Origin of the sequence: Streptomyces sp. CB01881, assembly GCF_002953255.1 — a bacterium.
Classification (GTDB): Bacteria; Actinomycetota; Actinomycetes; order Streptomycetales; family Streptomycetaceae; genus Kitasatospora.
The window spans coordinates 386964-405673 of sequence record NZ_CP026498.1 but is presented as its reverse complement, the minus strand read 5'-3'; the positions used below and the strand labels follow the sequence as shown (position 1 = coordinate 405673).

The 18710-nt window shown below is 72.2% G+C and carries 18 protein-coding genes and 1 pseudogene; 5 read left to right on the top strand and 14 right to left on the bottom strand.

Going from position 1 to position 18710, the window contains the following annotated elements; all coding sequences use genetic code 11:
* Positions 1 to 443: 443 nt before the first annotated feature.
* On the bottom strand, positions 444 to 830 hold the full coding sequence (locus C2142_RS01925; protein WP_206670881.1) for a VOC family protein: 387 nt from the start codon (positions 828 to 830) through the stop codon (positions 444 to 446).
* 125 nt (positions 831 to 955) lie between these two features.
* Here C2142_RS01925 and C2142_RS01920 point away from each other — a divergent pair, with 125 nt between their 5' ends.
* From C2142_RS01920 to C2142_RS01910, 3 genes are all read left to right on the top strand, one after another.
* Complete coding sequence (locus C2142_RS01920; RefSeq protein WP_148640763.1) at positions 956 to 1270, top strand: hypothetical protein; 315 nt, start codon at positions 956 to 958, stop codon at positions 1268 to 1270.
* 219 nt (positions 1271 to 1489) lie between these two features.
* Positions 1490 to 1810 (top strand): hypothetical protein, encoded by a 321-nt coding sequence (locus C2142_RS01915; protein ID WP_148640762.1) that lies wholly within the window; start codon positions 1490 to 1492, stop codon positions 1808 to 1810.
* A 122-nt stretch (positions 1811 to 1932) separates the two neighbouring features.
* Positions 1933 to 2676: a dienelactone hydrolase family protein gene (locus C2142_RS01910; protein ID WP_148640761.1), complete on the top strand. Its 744-nt coding sequence runs from the start codon at positions 1933 to 1935 to the stop codon at positions 2674 to 2676.
* 161 nt (positions 2677 to 2837) lie between these two features.
* Here C2142_RS01910 and C2142_RS01905 read toward each other — a convergent pair whose 3' ends face one another.
* From C2142_RS01905 to C2142_RS01880, 6 genes are all read right to left on the bottom strand, one after another.
* The gene (locus tag C2142_RS01905) at positions 2838 to 3818 is read right to left on the bottom strand and encodes an STM4011 family radical SAM protein (protein ID WP_174315572.1); all 981 of its coding nucleotides are present in this window, start codon (positions 3816 to 3818) and stop codon (positions 2838 to 2840) included.
* 11 nt (positions 3819 to 3829) lie between these two features.
* Positions 3830 to 5164 carry an STM4012 family radical SAM protein gene (locus C2142_RS01900; RefSeq protein WP_148640760.1) on the bottom strand — a complete coding sequence of 445 codons (1335 nt, stop codon included), beginning with the start codon at positions 5162 to 5164 and terminating at the stop codon, positions 3830 to 3832.
* On the bottom strand, positions 5161 to 6048 hold the full coding sequence (locus C2142_RS01895) for an STM4013/SEN3800 family hydrolase (protein ID WP_174315609.1): 888 nt from the start codon (positions 6046 to 6048) through the stop codon (positions 5161 to 5163). The genes C2142_RS01900 and C2142_RS01895 overlap by 4 nt, the downstream gene beginning before the upstream one ends.
* 44 nt (positions 6049 to 6092) lie before the next feature.
* Entirely contained in the window at positions 6093 to 7445 is a 1353-nt protein-coding gene (locus tag C2142_RS01890; protein ID WP_241002318.1) for an STM4014 family protein, read from the bottom strand.
* Positions 7446 to 7461: 16 nt separating this feature from the next.
* Positions 7462 to 8415, bottom strand: a complete 954-nt coding sequence (locus C2142_RS01885) for an STM4015 family protein (protein WP_148640758.1) — start codon at positions 8413 to 8415, stop codon at positions 7462 to 7464.
* 338 nt (positions 8416 to 8753) lie between these two features.
* Positions 8754 to 8963, bottom strand: a complete 210-nt coding sequence (locus C2142_RS01880; RefSeq protein WP_148640757.1) for a hypothetical protein — start codon at positions 8961 to 8963, stop codon at positions 8754 to 8756.
* A gap of 221 nt (positions 8964 to 9184) precedes the next feature.
* Between C2142_RS01880 and C2142_RS01875 the strand changes: the two genes are divergently transcribed.
* Positions 9185 to 9943: a class I SAM-dependent methyltransferase gene (locus C2142_RS01875; RefSeq protein WP_148640756.1), complete on the top strand. Its 759-nt coding sequence runs from the start codon at positions 9185 to 9187 to the stop codon at positions 9941 to 9943.
* 324 nt (positions 9944 to 10267) lie between these two features.
* Here the strand turns inward: C2142_RS01875 and C2142_RS39125 are convergent, their stop codons facing one another.
* From C2142_RS39125 to C2142_RS01850, 6 genes are all read right to left on the bottom strand, one after another.
* Positions 10268 to 11050, bottom strand: a complete 783-nt coding sequence (locus C2142_RS39125) for a monovalent cation/H(+) antiporter subunit G (protein WP_241002317.1) — start codon at positions 11048 to 11050, stop codon at positions 10268 to 10270.
* Positions 11047 to 11493: a hypothetical protein gene (locus C2142_RS39120; protein WP_241002316.1), complete on the bottom strand. Its 447-nt coding sequence runs from the start codon at positions 11491 to 11493 to the stop codon at positions 11047 to 11049. The genes C2142_RS39125 and C2142_RS39120 overlap by 4 nt, the downstream gene beginning before the upstream one ends.
* A gap of 412 nt (positions 11494 to 11905) precedes the next feature.
* Positions 11906 to 12229, bottom strand: a complete 324-nt coding sequence (locus C2142_RS01865) for a plasmid stabilization protein (protein WP_148640755.1) — start codon at positions 12227 to 12229, stop codon at positions 11906 to 11908.
* A gap of 5 nt (positions 12230 to 12234) precedes the next feature.
* Complete coding sequence (locus C2142_RS01860) at positions 12235 to 12888, bottom strand: SDR family NAD(P)-dependent oxidoreductase (protein ID WP_148640754.1); 654 nt, start codon at positions 12886 to 12888, stop codon at positions 12235 to 12237.
* Positions 12889 to 13329: 441 nt separating this feature from the next.
* Complete coding sequence (locus tag C2142_RS01855) at positions 13330 to 14286, bottom strand: TIGR03557 family F420-dependent LLM class oxidoreductase (RefSeq protein WP_148640753.1); 957 nt, start codon at positions 14284 to 14286, stop codon at positions 13330 to 13332.
* A 285-nt stretch (positions 14287 to 14571) separates the two neighbouring features.
* Positions 14572 to 16719 carry a catalase gene (locus tag C2142_RS01850; RefSeq protein ID WP_148640752.1) on the bottom strand — a complete coding sequence of 716 codons (2148 nt, stop codon included), beginning with the start codon at positions 16717 to 16719 and terminating at the stop codon, positions 14572 to 14574.
* A gap of 456 nt (positions 16720 to 17175) precedes the next feature.
* Here C2142_RS01850 and C2142_RS41390 point away from each other — a divergent pair, with 456 nt between their 5' ends.
* Positions 17176 to 17916 carry a cation transporter gene (locus C2142_RS41390; RefSeq protein WP_148642123.1) on the top strand — a complete coding sequence of 247 codons (741 nt, stop codon included), beginning with the start codon at positions 17176 to 17178 and terminating at the stop codon, positions 17914 to 17916.
* On the opposite strand, the pseudogene C2142_RS39110 reads toward C2142_RS41390, so the two are convergent.
* Positions 17892 to 18710, bottom strand: a pseudogene (locus C2142_RS39110) (YihY/virulence factor BrkB family protein); the annotation flags it as partial. The gene C2142_RS41390 and the pseudogene C2142_RS39110 sit on opposite strands and share 25 nt — an antisense overlap.

The window sequence follows — 18710 nt, the reverse complement described above, 5'->3', positions numbered from 1 at the left end:
GGCGGGGGGGGGGGGGGGGGGGGGGGGGGGGCCGGTCGGGGTCGCCGTGCCGGACGACGGGGCTGTGCCGGACGACGGTGTCGGAGAGTGCCCGCCGCTGCTGCCGCTGCCGCAGCCGGCCACGCCGAGGAGCACCGCCAGTCCGCCGGCCAGCACCGTCCGCCGTCCGGGCGTGCAGGGAAGGTCGGTCACGCCCACCACTATGCGTAACAGTCGGCCCGCCGCGCGACCGGACCCGGGGATCCCCGGCCGGCCGGAAGGGGCGGGGGATGCCCCGCGGCGGCGAGCGTGGTGGAGCGGAGGCCCACGCGCCGGGCTGTCCTGCGCCGGGCTGTCCTGCGCCGGGGTGTCCTGCGCCGGGGCGGTCCCGCGGTGGACGGGACCGCCCCGGCGCGCGGGCGTGCCGTGGTGGGTGGGCGGGTGCTACGTAGGGCAGGTGGCTACTACGTGGTGGTCCGTTCGTTCACGCAGAGGATGTTCCCTTCACTGTCCTTGAACCAGGCCGCGCGCATGCCCTCGGCCTCCGCGACGCCGTTGACGGTCTTGAGCCCCGGCAGGTCGTACTCCTCGAACGTGACGCCGCGCCCGCGCAGCGCCGCCATCTCGGCATCGAGGTCCGCGACCTTGAAACTCGCCAGCGTGTGGGCGGCCTGTCCGGCGCTCGGCGTCTCGTAGAGGCCGAACTCCGTTCCGCCGCATTCGAAGGTGAGGTCCTGCGCGGTCTCCTCGCTGAGCTTCAGGCCGAGCGTGTCGGTGTAGAACCTCTTCGCCCGGGCAATGTCGGCGGCCGGGATGATGGCCACCAGCGGTGCGTCTCCAAGCATTGTCATCGCCTCCTCCTCCCTCCAGGCTAGGGACCTCGGTGCGGGCGCGCGCGCCTGGACGAGCCGTGACGTTCGGACCAGTGGCGCGAAAGGCACCTCGACCAGCGCGTGCCGGTGACAGGATCCCCCACGTGATCACGGAGATGCTCGACGCGCTCGCGCAGATGATGGACGACCACCGGGCGATGCCGTTCCCGTCCAGGTTCCGCGGCCTCGACATCGAGGACCAGGACATGGTCATGCTCGACGCCGACACCGCCGGCTACGCCACCCGAGTCCTCCAGGGCCCCCTCCCCGAACCGGCCCGACGAGGCCTGACCAGATTGCTGGGGGCGTTCGAGAGGGTTCTTCCGGCGATCAGCGACGAGTACGCCGCCAAGTTCTACACCCATGCACGCGACGTGGCCGCACTGGCCGCCGAGATCGACGCCACGCGCGACGAGTAGCTCCTCCGACGGGGAACGTCCGCCTGGTGGATCTGCCGGCCCGATGGCCGTTCCGGATTCCGCCAAGGCCCGGCCGAACAGCGTGCCGGCGCTCCCGCCTCGTTGTCCTTGCCGCATTGCCGTCACCTCGCTGTCCTCGCCTCGCTGTCCTCGCCTCGCTGTCCTTGCCGCGTGAGAGGCTGCCGGCGGTACCGGGCGACCGATCGGAGAGCCGGCGGGATGGGATTCGAGGGCGAAGTGTGGCGACTGATGCGGCAGGAGGAGCTGCTCGGCGAGATCGTGATCGACGAGGCCGACTTTCCGTGGCTGAACGGGCGCTTCGCACCAACGCCGGCCTTCGGAGAGGTGAAGCCGTGGTTCGACGAGTCGCTGGCCCTGGTGGAGGGGGAGGAGTACGAGCGGTTCGACGACTCCTACGACCGGATCGCAGGCGCCCTCTCCCTGGTGGCCCCGTCAGGTCCGGTCGCCGAGTTCCTCCTGCACATCAGTGGCGGTCGTGCTTGGTTCCGGTGGAGTGACGAACCGTTCGACGAGGTCTGAATCCGCCAGGCGCTGGGGAGTTGATGGCCTTCCCGGCGCCAGCCCAGGTCCCGCGCCCGCGCTGTTCCGCCGACGGCGAAGACCGGCCCGACCGGGTCCGGCAGTCACTACGGTCCAGTCTCATGACGACAATCACAACGCGTACGATCGAGTACCCGGCCGACGGGCTGACGATGATCGGGCACCTGGCGCTGCCTGCCGGTGCCGATCGCCGGCCCGCGGTCCTGATCGGGCCCGAGGGGCCGGGCCTGAACGACTTCCAGCGTCGCCGGGCCGACGCTCTCGCCGAACTGGGTTACGTGGCGCTGGCCTTCGACATCAACGGCGGGCGCTGGTTCACCGACCCGCAGGAGATGCTGGCGCGCGCGATCCCCCTGCTCGCCGACCCCGACCGGATGCGGGGCATCGGCCACGCGGCCCTCGACGTGCTGCGCGCCGAGCCGCGGACCGACCCCGACCGGATCGCCGCCATCGGCTACGGCACCGGGGGCGCGATCGTGCTGGAACTCGGGCGTGACGGCGTCGACCTGCGGGCGATCGGGACGGTGAACGCACTGACCACGGGCCGGCCGGGCGAGGCCGCGCGCATCCGCTGTCCCGTGTGGGCCGGGGTCGGGTCGGAGGACCCGATCATGCCCGCCGGGCAACGGGACGCCTTCGCCGCGGAGATGCAGGCCGCGGGGGTCGACTGGCGCCTCGTGGTCTATGGCGGAGCCCTGCACGCCTTCCACCACCCGCCGGTCGACCAGAACGTCCTCCCCGGCGTCGGCCACCACCCGCAACACGCCCAGCGGGCCTGGCGCGACATCGTCGACCTGCTCGCCGAGTGCCTGCCTGTGACGGAGTGCCTGCCCGTGACGGAGTGAGCCGGAGGGCCAGGACTGCCGTCCTCCTCCTCGAATTCGCCGTCAGGGAGCCGCGACGCCGGTCGCTGCCGAGCGTGCTCCACCGCGAGGAAGGCGAAGGCGAGAACCTCAGGTTCGTCTGCGACCGGTAGGACCTGTCTCGTTCACGAAGTGCGGAGGTGTCACCAGTCGTGCGGCACCCGTTCCAGCACGCCCCCGGCGAAGACGTCGTAGAGCGGCAGCGTCTCCAGGTGTACGTAGCCGATGTGGCAGTCGCAGACCGGCAGTGGGCAGGGCCGGGCGCGGAGGTGGGGGCGGTACGAGCCGTCGTAGAGATTGCCGAGCACGTCGCGGACGAAGTGGCAGCGACGGACGGTGCCCTCGCCGTCGACCGAGAGCACGGACTCGCCGGTGCGGCAGGGCCGGCCGGCGCTCGGGTGCGCGTGGCGGCTGTAGCCGAAGTGCGGGTCGACGGCGTGCCAGTCGGCGGCCTCGGTGTCGGTGTAGATGTGGCCCTCGGCGGCGTTGATCCACAGGTAGACGGCGGGGGGGAGCGCGGCCCGCAGCCGGCGGGTCTCGGCGAGGTGCTCGGGCCGGCCGACCACGCCGACGCTGTACCGGACGCCGAGCCGGTCGAGCGCACGGCACCGGGCGAGGAAGCGCTCGTGGCCGACCTGGCCGGGGTGGTACGTCACCCAGAGGGCCAGGGTGGTGAGGTCGGCCTCGGCCAGCCAGTCGGTGCGACAGCTGAGATTGGTCTGGATCGCCACCCGCCGCACGTGTGGCAGGTGGCTCAGTTCGACCAGCGCCCGCCGGTACCAGGAGCGCACCAGCCCCTCGCCCCAGGGCGTGAACAGCAGCGACAGGGTGTCGCCGGTGCCGCCCCGGCCGGCGGTCCAGCGGGTGAACCGTTCGAGCGCCGCGCGGTCGGCCCGCAGCTGCTCGGGGGTGTCGCGCCGCTTGGCGAACGGGCAGTACGGGCAGTCGTAGTCGCAGGAGGAGAGCGGGCCCCGGTAGAGCAGGGTCAGATCGAGCCCGCCGTCCGGTACGGGACGCGGGGTCGGGGCCGCGGTCGGGGTCGGACGCGGGGTCGGGGCCGCGGTCGGGGTCGGAGGAGGAGCCGGGGTCGGGATGGGGGCCGGACCGGGGCCGGTTGCGGGCATGCCGAGGAAGGTCATTTCACCTCGTATTCGGCCATCAGGCGGTGCACCTCGGGCGAGAACAGCATCGGGCCGGCGAGGTCCGAGTGCGCCAGGCCCTCGGGGGAGAGCACCAGCCGCAGCGGGTCGGCCGCCAGCCAGCCGCGGGCCTCGAACTCGGCCAGCTCGGCCGGGAAGTCCTCGGCGGGCGTGGAGCCGAACCGGGCCCGGTACTCCGCCACCGGCATGCCCTCGGCCTGGAGGAGGGACTGGACGAGGTGCCGCCGCCGCGCCTCCTCGGGCGTCGTGTACCGGCCGACCTCCGCGTGGTGGAAGTCCTCGGTGGCCACGTAGTCGTCGATGATGCCGCGCACCTCGGTGGCGTTGACCGCGTAGTCGAAGGAGTAGTGCAGCCGGGAGGTGTACGAACGGGCCCCGCACCCGAGGCCGACCATGCCGTCGGTCTGGCAGGCGTACTCGCCGCCGCCGGCCTGCGGGGAGGCGGCGCGGCGGAACATCCGCATCGACACCTGCTGATAGCCCTGCGCGAGCAGGTGGTCCCGGCCGGCTCGGTAGAGGGCGAGCCGCCGGGCGTCCCAGTCGGCCGGGCTCTCCTGCTCGCCGCGCCGCGCGAGGCCGGTCAACGGGCGGACGTACAGCGGGTAGAGGTAGAGCTCCTCGGGCTGCCAGGCCAGGGCGGCGTCCAACGAGCGGAGCCAGCCGGCCTCGGTCTGCCCGTCGATGCCGTAGATCAGGTCGATGTTGAGGACGGGGAAGCCGGCGGCGCGGATCCGGCCGAGGGCGGCCTCGACCTCGGCACGCTTCTGCGGGCGGACGGCGGAGCGGGCCTCCGCGTCGTCGAAGGACTGCACACCCAGGCTCAGCCGCGTGGCGCCCCGGGCGGCCAGCACCTCCAGCCGGTCGGCGGTGGCGGTGGCCGGGGACGCCTCCACGGAGAGCGGTATCGCCCGCAGGTCGGCGCCCATCCGCTGCTCGACGATGTCGCAGAGCCGCTCCAGCTCGCGGGCGGTCAGATAGGTGGGTGTGCCGCCGCCGAACGCGGCGAGCGCGAACCGGGCGTCGCCGTCCAGCGATTCGCGGAGGGCGGCACCCTGCCGGTCGAGCGCGTCCAGGTAGGCGGTGGTCAGGCCCTCGGGGCTGCCGATGCGGGTGAACAGGTTGCAGAACCCGCAGCGGACCTCGCAGAACGGGATGTGCAGGTAGAGCGAGAGCGCGTGCTGCGGTTCACCGGCCCACAGCTCGCGCAGTGCCGGGCGCTCCGGCAGCCGCCGGTAGGCGGTCTTGTGCGGGTAGGCGTAGACGTACGACCGGTAGGGCGACTCGGCCCGCCGGGCGGCTGCCGTGGTCATGCAGTCTCCTCCTCTGCGGCGGCGGCAGGTGCGGTGCCGGAAGGTGTGCTGCCGGCAGGTGCAGTGCGGGCTGGTGCGGTGCCGGCGGGGATGGTGAAGTGCGCGTACGGGACCGTCCAGACCACCTCGTGGCCGATCCGGTGGCCGGTGTAGCCGTCCTCCCCGTACGCCGTGCCATGGTCGGAGCAGACGATCGCGAAGCACGGCCGGCGGGCGCTCATGGCCGCGAAGAGCCGGCCGACGTGCGCGTCCACGTACTCCAGGGCGGCCGCGTGGCTCTCGCGGGAGTCCCCGTGTTCGCGGGTGGCGCCCGGCAGGTGGAACCAGTTCGGCTGGTGCAGCGCCGAGACGTTGACGAACAGGAAGAGGGGCTGCCCGGCCGGCTGCCCGGCGGCGACCTGCTCGGCCCGGGCCACCTGCGCCTCGAAGGAGACCGGGGACGGCACGCCCATGTCGGGGTCCCAGTGGCTCTCCTGGAACAGTCCGGGCAGCACCGACCCGAGCGGGCCCTGCTTGTTGAAGAAGCCGACGCCGCCGATGCAGACCGTCCGGTACCCGGCCGCGGCGAGCGCGCCCGGCAGGTCGGGCGCGTCGAAGACCCAGGTCCGCGACGCGGTCGTCTCCGAACCGGCGAACCGGGCGGCGAACAGGCGCGGGTGCGGCCCCTCCGGGGACGCCGGCGTGGGCAGGAAGCCGGCCAGGATGGCCTGGTGCGCGGCGTACGTGAAGCTGCCGGGCGAGTGCCGGCGCTCCCAGCGGCCGCCGGGGAGGAAGGCGGCGAGGTTGGGGAGCCGCCCGGCCGCGGCCAGCTCCTCCGCGACGTCGAAGCGGAGCGTGTCGAGCGTGACGAGCAGTAGGTCGTGGCTGCCCACGACGGCGTTCATGTCGGGTGCCGTCGCCGGGGGCGTGGGTCCGGGGTTCTGGTGGTTCATCGGATCGGTTCCAGGGGTGCGTGGTTCGCCGGCTCGGGGCGGCCGTTGAGATGGTGGGGGCGGGGGAAGGGGAGGGCGTCGGGGTGGAGGACGGCGAGCTGGGCGGCGTAGGTGTCGAGGCCCTCGGCCGGGCCGCCGGGCAGACCGGTCAGGTTGGGCAGCAGGTCGCCGAAGGCGTTCACCTCGCCGACCAGCGCGCGGCGCCAGCCGGCGGCGGGCAGCACGTCGACGCCGACCATGCGGGCGTTCGGGAAGCACGCGGCCGCCCGCTCCGCCGTCTCCAACAGGACGGGCCAGGCCGTACCGGCGGCCTCCCGGGCGAGTGCGAGGCTGCCGCGGGCGCCGCCGAGGTGGAGGTTGGTCATCGGCTGAGCGGCGCTGGTGCGCACCACCGCGTGGGTGGCCCGCCCGGCGATCACCACGACGCGGAGGTCCGCCGAGCGGCCCGACTGGGAGGCCTTCGGGATCCACTGCTCGACGTGCAGGCCGTCCGGCGCGAGCCGGTCGACCAGCTCGGCCACCTGCCGCTCGTCCCGGTAGCGCCGGACCCGCAGCGAGTTGTGCAGCTGTCCGCCCGCCAACTCGACCGGGGTCGTGGCCAGGACCTGCCCGCGGGGGCCGAACTCCAGCGCTACCACGCCCGAGGCCGAGGAGCCGTGCGAGGGCTTGACGAACACCCGGCGCAGCCCGGCGGCGCGCAGCCGCTCCCGCAGGTCGTCCCAGCCGCCGACGGGCGCACCGGCGAGCGCCCGCGGCACCGGCACCCCGGCGGCCGCCAGCAGCGTGTGCGCCCGGCGCTTGTCGAACATCACGGCGATCTCCTCCGGATCGCCGAGCAGCCGGACGCCCGGCACCCGGGCCAGCGCGCGCAGGGCGTTCATCAGCCCGTCGTACCAGGCCGCGCCGCCCTCCACCCTGGTCGGCGCGTAGGAGGAGCCGAGTGCCCGTCCGCGCAGCAGCTCGTCCACGGCCGCGTCCTCGCCGGGCGACTCGATGCGGACCACGCTCTCCTCGGGCAGGTGGTACGCACCGCGCAGCACGTCGATCCACGGCAGCACGGACGGCTCGGGCAGCCCGGCCGCCCGGGCCGCCGCGGCGAACAGCGTGACCCGCCGGTGTCCCGGGTTGCCGAGCACCGTGAGTGGTCGGGGCGCCGGCTGTCCGCTCCCTGGCCGGGCGGCGGTGCGCCGCGTGCTCACGGGTTGTCTGGTCAGGGGCTGTGTCGTCATGTGGTCCGTGGCGAGGTGTCCAGCAGTGGTGTGCTTCGTGGTGGCGTGTTCCGTGGTGGCGTGTTCGGTGGCGGTGCGCTCCGCGGTGATGTGCTCCGTGGTCGCCTGCCGCACGGCCATCGGGACCTCGACCCGTCTACTCGGCGACGGCCACGTACCGCCACTGGTCGTCCGGATCGCCGGGCTCGGAGAGGTCGAGCGCGACACCGGGCAGCGCCTGGCGCAGGCGCTGCTGCGCCGCCTCCGTCAGGTAGTGGTGGTGCAGGTCCAGCGCCTTGAGGTGGGTGAGCGGCTGCCCCTCCAGGAGGGCGTCGGCACCCTTGTCGGTGAGCACGCCCATGGAGAGGTTGAGCGACTCCAGCCGGGCCACCACCGGGGCGTGTGCGACCGCGGCGGCGATGTCGTCCTGCGCCTCGCTGTCCTGGAGGCCGAGGTGGCGCAGTGCGGGGAACCGGGAGCCGTCGAGGAAGGGCGCGTAGTCGGCCGGCGTGGAGTCGCCGCCGTACATCTCCACGCCCAGCCAGAACTCCAGCCGCTCCAGCACGGGGAACTCACTCTCCGCGACCGCCCGGAGCACCGCGGCCGGCAGACCGCCCGACTCGAACCGCAGTGCCCGCAGCCGGTCGTGGCGCAGCGGCTTGAGCGAGACGCCCTCGCCCTCGACCGTCTCCCCCGAGGCGCCGCGCACCACCAGTTCCTCCAGCTGCGGGAAGGTCGTCAGCACCGGAGTGACGTCCACCATGTCGATCCAGGAGATCTCGGACTCCTCGTACGTGATGTCCCCGATGAAGAGCGCGCGCAGGGCCGGCAGCCGCCCGGCGGCGGCGAGGATGGCCGCCAGCGGCCGGGCGAAGCTGTCCGGCCCGTCCACCGACCACTCGCCGACGACGACGGCGGTGACACGCTCGGTGTCGACCGTGTCGAGGAAGCGCTGCCACTGCTCCACGAAGCTCCGCGGGGAGTCGTACTCGATGCCGATCTTCCAGGCGACCGCCGCCGCATCGGGCAGTGCGGCACCCCCCTCGACGGCCGGGACGAAGGCGAGGACGGGGAGGCCGTGGAACTGTTCGACGTGCTTGCCGACGGTCATGCGCTGCTCCTTCGGTGGGTGGACCGAACAACTGTCTACCAGCCGGGTCGGACAATTCGGCGGCGGGGTACATACCGGGCGCGTTGCCGTGGCGGCGGGGTCGGCCGGGAGGCGCGCGACACGGGTCTGAGTGCCCGCCGCAGCACGGGGCCTGAGGGTCCGGCGGGCGAGGACGGTGCGGGCGACTTCTTCTCGGGTCGGGCCCACTCGCGGGCCGCCGGTTCCTCGATGCGTCGGCACGCCGGTACGCGGGTTGCCGGCCTGTCGATGCGTTGCGCGCGCATGCGGCACCGCCCGCGCCGGAGGGGGCGCGGGCGGTGGGTGGGGCCGGGAAGTGGTCAGGAGATCTGGTTGCTGTTGAAGGAGCCGACCACGTTGTCGCCGCCGACGTTGAAGATGTCGCCGCCGGCCAGCTGATTGCCGGTGCCGATCACGGTGATGGTCGTGGTGGTCACGGTCGGGCCGTCGGCGAAGGCCTGGGCCGGGACGGCCGTCGCGGCGCCGACGGCGGCGAGGAGGACGGCGAGCGTGCGGGCGGTGCGGTACATGGCATAAATCCCTTCGTAGACCAACTTGCCCTTGCACACTAGGGACCCTCGGCGTGGTCCTCGGGGGAATGTCATCCGAATGGTGTGAACTGCGTGTCGCCCCGGATCGTCGGCAGTTGACGAGGGCTCACCCCGGGCGCCGCGGCGCCGCACAGGGTGTGACCAGGCACCCCGCGGAAAACCGGTTGGCCGGGGTGGCGGGTGGCCGGGATGATGCGGTTATGTCGCGTACGTTCGAAGACTTGATCGCCGAGGCCGGGACGGTGTCCGTCGACGGCTGGGACTTCTCCTGGCTGGACGGGCGCGCCACCGAGGAGCGGCCGTCCTGGGGGTACCAGCGGCTGCTGGGAGAGCGGCTGGCGTCGGCCTCGGCGGCGTTGGACATCCAGACCGGCGGCGGTGAGGTGCTGGCCGGGGCCAGGTCCGGGGGATTCCCGCCGGCCATGGTCGCCACCGAGTCGTGGCCGCCGAACATCGCCAAGGCGACCCGGCTGCTGCACCCGCTCGGCGCGGTCGTGGTCGCGGATCCGGACGAGCCGCCGCTGCCCTTCGCGGACGAGGCGTTCGACCTGGTGACCAGCCGTCACCCGGCGACCGTCTGGTGGGCGGAGATCGCCCGCGTGCTGAAGCCCGGCGGCACGTACTTCGCGCAGCACGTCGGGCCTGCCTCGGTGTTCGAGCTGGTCGAGTACTTCCTCGGGCCGCAGCCCGAGGCGCGGGAGGGCCGTCACCCCGACCGGGAGAGCGCCGACGCGCGGGCGGCCGGGCTGGAGGTGGTGGACCTGCGGTCCGAGCGGCTGAGGGTGGAGTTCTCCGACATCGGGGCGGTGGTCTACTTCCTGCGGAAGGTGATCTGGATGGTGCCGGGCTTCACCGTCGACGCCTATCGGGACCGGCTGCGCGAGCTGGATGCCCGGATCCGCGCCGAGGGCCCGTTTGTGGCCCACTCGGCGCGCTTCCTGATCGAGGCGCGCAAGTAGATCGACTGATCCGGTGTCTGTATTGTGCTGATTTGGAAGAATTGAGGAAAGTCTGGAAGGGCTGGCTGGCCGCACCTGTCAGTGGGAGCACCGTCTGTCCGGGAGACGGCTCGAAAAGTGCTCTGAACTGCAGGGATGTCCCGCGTGGTCCCGCGTCGAGAGCTCCTCCGCAGGTGCTGGGCGGCCGGCTGTAGCCGGCATGATCGGACTCATGGGCCTCCAGCTGGGGGCCTCCCCGGGTGGGGGTGCTGAGAGCGATCGAGTCTCACGTCCGTGCTTGTTGGACAGGGTCTGCTCGTACCTGTGCTGACCTTTTGCTGACCGTCACTGATGATCCATCAGGTGTGTGCCGCGGCCGCAACGGGCAGCCCACCGTGAAGACTGGCTGCCCGGCCATAGGGCTGTGTCCGGCCGGAGTGACCTCGGGCGAGAGCGGGCACGCGGCCGCCCGGGCCGAGTGCCGAGGACGACCATGCCCTCCACCGAAGCCACCCGACCGTCCACGCCGTCGACGTCACGCTCTGTCCAGCCGGCGATCGCGGTGGCCGTCCCGCCGGCGGCGAACAGCAGCCCGATGAACAGGGTCTTGGCGGCCGCCCGGCCCGCGCCTTGGTCCACGGCTACGGCTGCGGCGATCAGCGGCACCCCGGCCACCGATGCCGGGGCCAGGGCGTGCAGCCGCATCAGGGTGCCGCGCAGCCGCACGAGGGCAGCCGCGGACAGGAGCATGCACGCCACGCCGGCCCACAGCAGCACCAGGACGACCGCGTGATGCGGGGGCAATGCGGGCTCCTTCGTCGCCGAAAGGGTGGTGTGCTCAGGGCTCGGGCGTGGACTCGTGCGGGCGGGTGTCGTGGTGGCGGCCGGTGGCGAAGCGGGTGAAGACGAGGTGCCGGCCGGGGCCAGGACGGCCAGCATCAGCGCGAGGTCCTGGTAGGAGGACCGGTCGTAGGCCTGCGGCAGAAGCAGGAAGACCGCACCGACCACGCTGGACAGCAGCGATGCCCCGATGAGGCGGCGCACCGCGGTTCCGCGGGCCGCCACCCACAGGCACGCCGGCGCCGGGGCGGCCAGCAGGACCAGGGCCGCGGCCGTCCACGCGTTCACCGTCGACCGCCGCTGTGTGTCACGACCTCTTCCACCACCCCCGCCCGCGGGCGCAGGGCGTGCACGACGACCTCGTCGTCGGCGGGGACGTCGATCACGCAGGTGTCCGGGGATGCGGCGAGCAGCGTGTCGGCCCAGCCGGCCCCGGGTCGCAGCCGCAGGTGTCGCACGGTCGCGTCCGCCGGACGGGCGGCCGTGGCGGTCACCAGCACGGCCAGACCGCGCAGGACCGAGCCCGGCAACGCAAGGAGCGCACCCGGCGCACCCTGACCTCCGTAAAAGTGGCCGCCCGCGGCCAGGCGCATCCTGCGGGCTGCGAACGCGGCTCCCAGAGCAGAGAGGACGGCCACCAGCAGTTCCACTGGCGACACGGAGCTGATGAGCACCACCGTCACCACCGTCACCACCGCCCACCACACCACGATCTCGACCAGAGCGCGCACACCCGACCTCCCGTTGCCCGTGAGCATGGTCTCCACCGCCAGGCGGGCGCGGCGCCCGACGCGTGCAGGTGTCACCCGGCCGGCCCAGCACTCGGCGTCCGCGCATTCAGTCGGGGGGCTCCGCAGGGCGAGGCTGCCCGGGCTCCGGCGGGGCAGGCTCGCGGCCGGGGCCGGGGCCGGGGCCGGGGCCGGGGCCTGCCGGACGGGGCGGACCGGGTGGTTCGCTGGGCGGAACGGGAGAGCTGGGCGGGGCCGGAGGATCCGGTGGCACCGGCGGCTCGACGGGCTGCGGTGGGCCGGGAGGCTCGACGGGCTGTGGCGGGTCCGGCGGCCTGGGCGGCGGTTCGCCCGGCGGCACGGGGGTGGTGTCGGGGTCGGGCGGCACGGGGACGGTGCCCATGAGGCGGTGCTCCTATCGGCCGAGTGCGTGTTCGAGTTCCTGCTTGTTCATCTTCGAGCGGCCATGGATGTTGCGCTTCTTCGCCTCGTTGTACAGCTGCTCCTTGGTCGGGCCCTTCGAGCCGCTGTGGGAGTGCAGGCCGCCGCGCCGGGAGGAGGACATGTCCTTCACCGAGCTGCGGCTGGCGGTCTTCGACTCCCCGTGCCGGGCGCGTTCCTTGTTGACGGTGCGGGCGGCGATCTCCTCGGCCCGCTTCTGGCTCTCACCGCGCTCCAGCGCGCTGTCCTTGATGTGTTCGTACTGCCGCTCCCGCTTGGGGCTCGATCCGCGAGGCATGGTGGTCACACCCTTCTGTCCGATGACTGCGGGGCGCGTGCACCCCGCATCCGTGAGAAGAACCCGTCACCGGGGCCGGGCAAACCCGCCGACACCCGGCCGGACGCACGCCGCACCGCGTCGGCGAGGGTGCCGAGCGCGTGTGCCGTCTGCTGCTGGCGGCTGTGCGTGCGGGCCCGCTCGTCGAAGCGGCCGTGCGCCCCGAAGCCCCCTGAGCTGTCCGCCGAGCCGACCTGCACGATCACCCCTCGGTTGCGCGGCAGCATCCGTTCCAGGGCGGCGCGGGTGGCGTACACGGAGCCGAGGTAGGTGGCCTCGGTGATACGCAGGAACTCCTTCGGGGTGATCTCGGCGAACGGGGCGAACACGGACGCGAACGCGTCATTGACCCACACCTCGATCAGCCCGAGCTCCGCCTCCACCCTTGCGGTGGCGGCCTCCACCGCCTGCGGATCGGCGACGTCCGCCTCGATGGCGACGACCTTGGCAGCCCTCGCCTCCTCGGCCTCGCGCACCGCCCCCTCCAGACCGGGCCGGCCGCGCGCGATCAGCGCCAGGCGGTCGCCACGGGCCGCGAACGCCACCGCACAGGCGCGTTTCATGCCCGCGCTGGCGCCGGTGACCACGACGGTGCGGCATACAGGCTCCAGAGCTTCCATGCTTCTGCGGCTTTCCCCAAAGCGGCACGGCAAACGGGCCTTGTGCCGTGCAGCGCCGGATGCGGGGGACGTAGTGCCGAAAGGCGGCCCCGGCCATGCGTGCCGCCCTGCTGTCCCGCTTGGCGCAGCTGGGCGCAGATCAGCGCGCCCGCGTCACCGTGCACCCCGACCCCCTGGCGGCAGCCGACCTGGCCGCCCCCTCCAACTCATCACCGGCCTGGACCCCGCCACCGGGTACGAAGCGGTCGGACGGCACGGTCCGGTGCGGGTGGGACCGGACCAGCACAGCACAGACATCACCCAACTACCCACCGCGGACTCCTGCGCACGGTCTTCAGCTACCCGCGTTGAACGGGAGCAGGCGGTGCTTCGCACGCCGCTCAACGGCCCGATCGCGCGGACTCGGTTCTCAGGTGGCGTCGGGAGATCGACGAGCCGGGGTCAGCGATTGAGGGTGGGAACGACCAGCTCGCGGTAGGCGTCGAAGAAGACCTCCTGGTCGGGGCCGATCTGCCCGACGTAGACCTCGTCGAACCCGGCGCGCGCGTAGGCGAGCACCGTCTCCACATGCTCCTCCACGTCGTCGCCGCAGGTCACAGCTTCGGCGACCATGTCGCGGGTGACGAGCTGGCTGGCCTGTTCGAAGTGTGCGGGAGTCGGGAGGATCTGGGCCAACTCGCCGGGCAGGAGTTCGGTGGGCCACAGCCGGTGCACGACATCGACGGCCATGTCCCGGTTGCTGCTCCAGCACACCTTCACGCCGCCCACCACCTTCTTGCCCTGGCCTCCGCCGTGGCGGAAGGCGCCCACGAGGTCGGCGTCCGGGGTCATCGTGACGAAGCCGTCCCCGATCCGGCCGGCCAACTCGGCGGCCCTGGGACCGAACCCGGACACGTAGACCGGCAGCGGACCGTCCGGGGTGGTGTAGAGCCGGGCGTTGTCCACGGTGTAGTGCCGGCCGCGGTGGCTGACCTGCTCGCCGGTGAACAGCTCGCGCATCACCTCGACAGCCTCCTCCAGCATCTCGGCCCTGACATCGAAGGACGGCCACGCATCACCGTGGACATGCTCGTTCAACGCCTCCCCGCTGCCGACGCCGAGAGCGAAACGCCCGCCCAGCAGGACGCTGGACGTTGCGGCGGCCTGCGCGGTCACCGCAGGGTGCAGCCGCACTGTCGGACAGGTCACCAGCGTGGTGACGGGCAGCGCCGTGGCCTGCGACAGAGCCCCGATCATCGACCAGACGAACGCGCTGTTACCCTGCGCGTCGTTCCACGGATGGAAATGATCGGAGATCGCCAGCCGCGTGAACCCGGCCTGCTGCGCCCCCCGGGCCTGGTCGATCAGCTCCGCCGGGGTGAACTCCTCACATGACAGGAAGTACCCGTACTCGGTCATTGGATCTGCTCCTTTTCCACGCTGAGTGCAGCGGTGGCCAGGCCCGCGCTGGCAGCGCGTGTCCCCGCGAACGGGTGACTGACAGACCGGCGGACGGCCGCACTCACGTCGGATGGTGCTTTCGCACTCCCGACAGTGGTCGATGCGGACAGGGGGCCCTCCGCGCGGCGCGTACCTCTTCGAGGCACGGAGAGCTGCCGCAGACCGCGCTACCGCAGTGCGCCGCACGCCGCTGCCGCGTACTGCCCGTACGAACTGTTCTGAGAGCCACGTGCAGCGGGCGTGTCAACGGCTGGGAAATCGGTGCTGTCCGGCCAGGGCGACGAACTCGTCCCAGAACGCGGCGTCGGCCTGTCGCCCACTGCCGCAGACCGCGACCCCGGTCACGTCCTGGAGGCCTCCTCCACCGCCGCCGGCCTCGCACAGGGCGATTCCGGACCCGAGGACGGCGACGGGTTTGCCGTGCCGCAGGGCTTCGCTGACGAACCGTACGGCATCCGGATCAGCGGCGAGCGCGTCGGTGCCGTCGGGTACCACCACGGCGTCGTACAGCACCGATGCTGTGGTTGGCAGCGCCCGGGCGACTGCCACGTCCTGCGCCTCGCGGCCGACCACGCTCCCGCCGTGGAGGGCGAGGGTCTCCGCCGTGGCGCTCTCGGCCCGCAACCGGGCCTGTGCGGCGCGCACCTGAGCGGCGTCCACACCGTCCGCGACCAGGACGGCGATCTTGCGGGTGTGGATGCCCGTGCCGCGCTGGTTCTCCAGGCTCAGTGCGGGCGAGACCTGCAGCTCTTCCGTTCCGGCCTCGTCGGCCATGGCGGACGGCTCGGGCTCCCCGATACGGCGGGCCACCTCCACGGCCAGCGCGCCGTCAACCCGGGCCAGGTTGGCGACCATGCGGCGCCGCACGGCCTGCTCTGCGACCTTGCCGAGCTCGAAGGAGAACGCAGCGGTGATGTGCTCCTGCTCCCAGTCGGCCATGCTGCGCCAGAACAGCGCGGCCTGGCTGTAGTGGTCCGCGAAGCTGGGACTGCGCCGGCGGATCGCCGCGCCGTCGACGCGCTCCTGATAGTGCTCGAACACCCCCTCCGGCAGGCGGGCTCCGCCCAGGGTGAACGGGCAGCCGCCACCCACCGAGTTCGGCGCGTAACTGGTACCCGAGTGCACGGTGTGTTGGCCGTAGCCGTCGCGGTGGTTGGTACGCACCTCGGCGAGCGGGCGGTTGACCGGCAACTGGGAGAAGTTCGGGCCGCCGAGGCGGATCAGCTGGGTGTCCAGGTAGGAGAAGTTGCGGCCCTGCAGCAGCGGATCGTTGGTGAAGTCGATGCCCGGCACGATGTTGGCGGTGTGGAAGGCGACCTGCTCGGTCTCGGCGAAGAAGTTCTCCGGGGTGCGGTCCAGCACCATCCGGCCCACCGGTCGCACCGGCACCAGCTCCTCCGGAACGATTTTCGTCGGGTCCAGCAGGTCGAACGGGTAGGCGAACTCGTCCTGCTCGGGGATCAGCTGGACGCCCAGTTCCCATTCGGGGAAGTCGCCGGCCTCGATGGCCTCCCACAGGTCACGGCGGTGAAAATCAGGGTCGCGCCCGGCGGTGATCTGGGCCTCGTCCCAGACCTGGGAGTAGGTGCCGAGCCTCGGCTTCCAGTGGAACTTGACGAACGTGCCCCGGCCCTCGGTGTTCACCAGGCGGAAGGTGTGCACGCCGAAGCCCTGCATCATCCGGTAGCTGCGCGGGATTCCCCGGTCGGACATCACCCACATCAGCATGTGGGTGGACTCCGGCTGCAGCGAGCAGAAGTCCCAGAACGTGTCGTGCGCGGAGCCTCCGGTGGGGATCTCGTTGTGCGGCTCCATCTTCACCGCGTGCACGAAGTCGGGGAATTTGATCGCGTCCTGGATGAAGAACACCGGCATGTTGTTGCCGACCAGGTCGTAGTTGCCGTGCCGGGTGTAGAACTTGACGGCGAAGCCGCGCACGTCGCGCACGGTGTCGGCGGATCCGCGCGGGCCCTGCACGGTCGAGAATCGCACGAATACGGGGGTGCGGCTCCCGCCCTCCTGCAGGAAGTCCGCGCAGGTGAACTCGGCCAGCGACCCGTAGGGCTCGAAGAAGCCGTAGGCGCCGGTGCCGCGGGCGTGTACCACCCTCTCGGGGATGCGCTCGTGATCGAAGTGGGTGAGCTTCTCGCGCAGCTGGAAGTCCTCCAGCAGCGTGGGACCGCGCTCTCCCGCGGCGAGCGAGTTGTCGGTGTCGTCGACGCGCACGCCCTGGTCGGTGGTGAGCGGCCCGTCCGGATCCACGGCCCGGGCGGCATCGAGAGCGGTGTCCTTGGCGTCGCGCTCGCCGCGGGTCGGAGGGCCCGGATTGGGGGTCTTGGCGACCAGGCGCGGCTCGGGACGGCCTTCAGGGGGTCCGGGATTGACGGTCATGCCGCGTGCTCCTTCCAGCAGCGATCGCAGAGGCGGAGGCCGGCCGGTGCAGCACCCGCCGCCGGGCGGCTGCCCGTCCGACCCGGCAGCCAAACCAAACAAATCACTCCATAGCGGACCTCAGGGCGGCCGATGCCGCGGCGCGAACCTGGTCCGGGCCCACCCGCCGAGATCCCGCCGTGACGCCCCCGCGCCACCCTCTCCGTCGCGAGTCCGCCCACTCCGGGTGGGAAACCATCGATCGGCCGGAGACTGTCAAAACGGCCCGAGGTGGCGCCACGGTGGATCGACAGAGACCTGCCAGGTTGACCCCGCTTCCCCGGGGGCAGACGCACCTGCGGCCGGTACTCCACCCGGAGGAGTCATGTGCACGATGACGGAGATCGCACCCGCCACGGAATCCACGAAACCCTGACCGGGTCTCCGGAACAGCCGTACTCCGCCGTTCCGATCACCATGGACCGCGATCCGAGCCCCTGGCCCCCGACGGGGACCAGCCGCGCCCCGGCCGACCGGGCGACCCGGGTGACCGTGGTGATGGCCCTGGTGGCCGACCTGGTGATCGCCGTCGCCAAGGCAGTCGCCGGGGTGCTGGCGCCGTCGCCCGCGCTGCTCGCCGAGGCCGCGCACTCGATCGCCGACAGCATCAACCAGGTGTTCCTGCTCGCCTCCCTGAGTCGCAGCCGCCGCCGGGCCGGCTCACGCCATCCGTTCGGCTACGGCAAGGAGCGGTTCTTCTGGTCGCTGCTCGCCGCGGTCGGCATCTTCGTGACCGGCGGCTGCTTCTCCTTCTACCAGGGCGTCCACACCTGGCTGGCCCCACCGGTGAGACCTGACCCGGGGTGCCGCCAGGCAGTTTCGTTTGGATCAACGGGCGGACCAGAGGAACTTGCCTGCGATGTGAAGCCCGGTCAGCTAGATGGCGGTGGTCTTCTTGTAGCGGGTGGCGATGCCTCTCCACTGTTTCAGGCGGTTGGTGCACCGCTCGACTACCGGTTTCCCTTGGAGCCGTCCTCCTCTTCCGCCGGGCTGTGGGCGGGGTCCTCGAAGGCGACGTCGATGTGCTGCTCGGGGCGGCGTTCCTCCTGGAGGGTGACGGACTCCAGAACCCTCTGGTCGCTTTCGGTCAGCGGGGGCTGGACGAGGCTGCGCGGCCACAGCCGTCGGGCGAGGACCACGTTCGTCTCCGCCGCGTAGAGGGTCACCTGCGCCACGAGGTAGAGCCAGGACAGCAGACCGATCACGGTGGCGAAGAACCCGTAGACCTCGGTGGCGTGGCGCAGCTCGTGGGCGACCAGGACCGCGCCGAAGGCCTGCAGGAGCGTGAACAGCGGCCCGGCGATCGCACAGCCAGGCAGCAGGGCGCGGAGCGCGATCTGCTGGGGAGTGAGGATCCGGAAGCATGCCAGACACAAGGCGGCATTGACGAGTGCGGAAAGCACCAGGGCGCCGATGCGGGCGCCAGAGCCCGCCAGCGCGATCGTGACCAGGCTCGCTGCCGCCGTGGCCACGATCAGTCCTGTCCCCAGGACGGCGAACAGGACGAGGCTGCGGGCCAGGCGCGGCCAGTAACCCGGGCGCTTCACCCCGGGCACGTTCCACACCTCGGCCATGGTGTGTTGCAGGACCTGCGCGATCCCGAGCGCGCCGTACAGCAGCCCCAGGATGCCGACGACCAGCGCCAGGCCGCTGCCCTGGATGGTGTGGACGTTCTGCCGCAGCTGGTCCCCGATGATCGGGAAGTCGGCGAGCGCGGAGTCGACCACGGCCCGCTGCGCGCCAGGGTGTCCGTGCAGGACGAAACCGAGCACGGTGGACAGCAGGAGCAGCAGCGGGATGAGTGCGACGAACGCGTAGTAGGTGATCAGTGCGGCCAGCAGGCCGCCGCGGTCGTCGCCGTATTTCTTGACCACGCCGACCCCCACCGCCAAGGCGGTGCGGCGCTGCTGGGCGCGGTCCACGGCTCGGATCAGGTGTTCGGCCGGATTCAT

Excerpts from the sequence above, each read along its gene's own strand:
- C2142_RS01895 (WP_174315609.1), bottom strand. The coding sequence starts at position 6,048 with ATGAACGCCGTCGTGGGCAGCCACGACCTACTGCTCGTCACGCTCGAC.
- C2142_RS01865 (WP_148640755.1), bottom strand. The coding sequence starts at position 12,229 with ATGCCTCGCGGATCGAGCCCCAAGCGGGAGCGGCAGTACGAACACATC.
- C2142_RS01855 (WP_148640753.1), bottom strand. The coding sequence starts at position 14,286 with ATGACCGAGTACGGGTACTTCCTGTCATGTGAGGAGTTCACCCCGGCG.
- C2142_RS01880 (WP_148640757.1), bottom strand. The coding sequence starts at position 8,963 with ATGTACCGCACCGCCCGCACGCTCGCCGTCCTCCTCGCCGCCGTCGGC.
- C2142_RS41390 (WP_148642123.1), top strand. The coding sequence starts at position 17,176 with ATGGACCGCGATCCGAGCCCCTGGCCCCCGACGGGGACCAGCCGCGCC.
- C2142_RS01875 (WP_148640756.1), top strand. The coding sequence starts at position 9,185 with ATGTCGCGTACGTTCGAAGACTTGATCGCCGAGGCCGGGACGGTGTCC.
- C2142_RS01885 (WP_148640758.1), bottom strand. The coding sequence starts at position 8,415 with ATGACCGTCGGCAAGCACGTCGAACAGTTCCACGGCCTCCCCGTCCTC.
- C2142_RS01890 (WP_241002318.1), bottom strand. The coding sequence starts at position 7,445 with ATGGCCGTGCGGCAGGCGACCACGGAGCACATCACCGCGGAGCGCACC.
- C2142_RS01900 (WP_148640760.1), bottom strand. The coding sequence starts at position 5,164 with ATGACCACGGCAGCCGCCCGGCGGGCCGAGTCGCCCTACCGGTCGTAC.
- C2142_RS01910 (WP_148640761.1), top strand. The coding sequence starts at position 1,933 with ATGACGACAATCACAACGCGTACGATCGAGTACCCGGCCGACGGGCTG.
- C2142_RS01925 (WP_206670881.1), bottom strand. The coding sequence starts at position 830 with ATGACAATGCTTGGAGACGCACCGCTGGTGGCCATCATCCCGGCCGCC.
- C2142_RS01915 (WP_148640762.1), top strand. The coding sequence starts at position 1,490 with ATGGGATTCGAGGGCGAAGTGTGGCGACTGATGCGGCAGGAGGAGCTG.
- C2142_RS01905 (WP_174315572.1), bottom strand. The coding sequence starts at position 3,818 with ATGCCCGCAACCGGCCCCGGTCCGGCCCCCATCCCGACCCCGGCTCCT.
- C2142_RS01860 (WP_148640754.1), bottom strand. The coding sequence starts at position 12,888 with ATGGAAGCTCTGGAGCCTGTATGCCGCACCGTCGTGGTCACCGGCGCC.
- C2142_RS01850 (WP_148640752.1), bottom strand. The coding sequence starts at position 16,719 with ATGACCGTCAATCCCGGACCCCCTGAAGGCCGTCCCGAGCCGCGCCTG.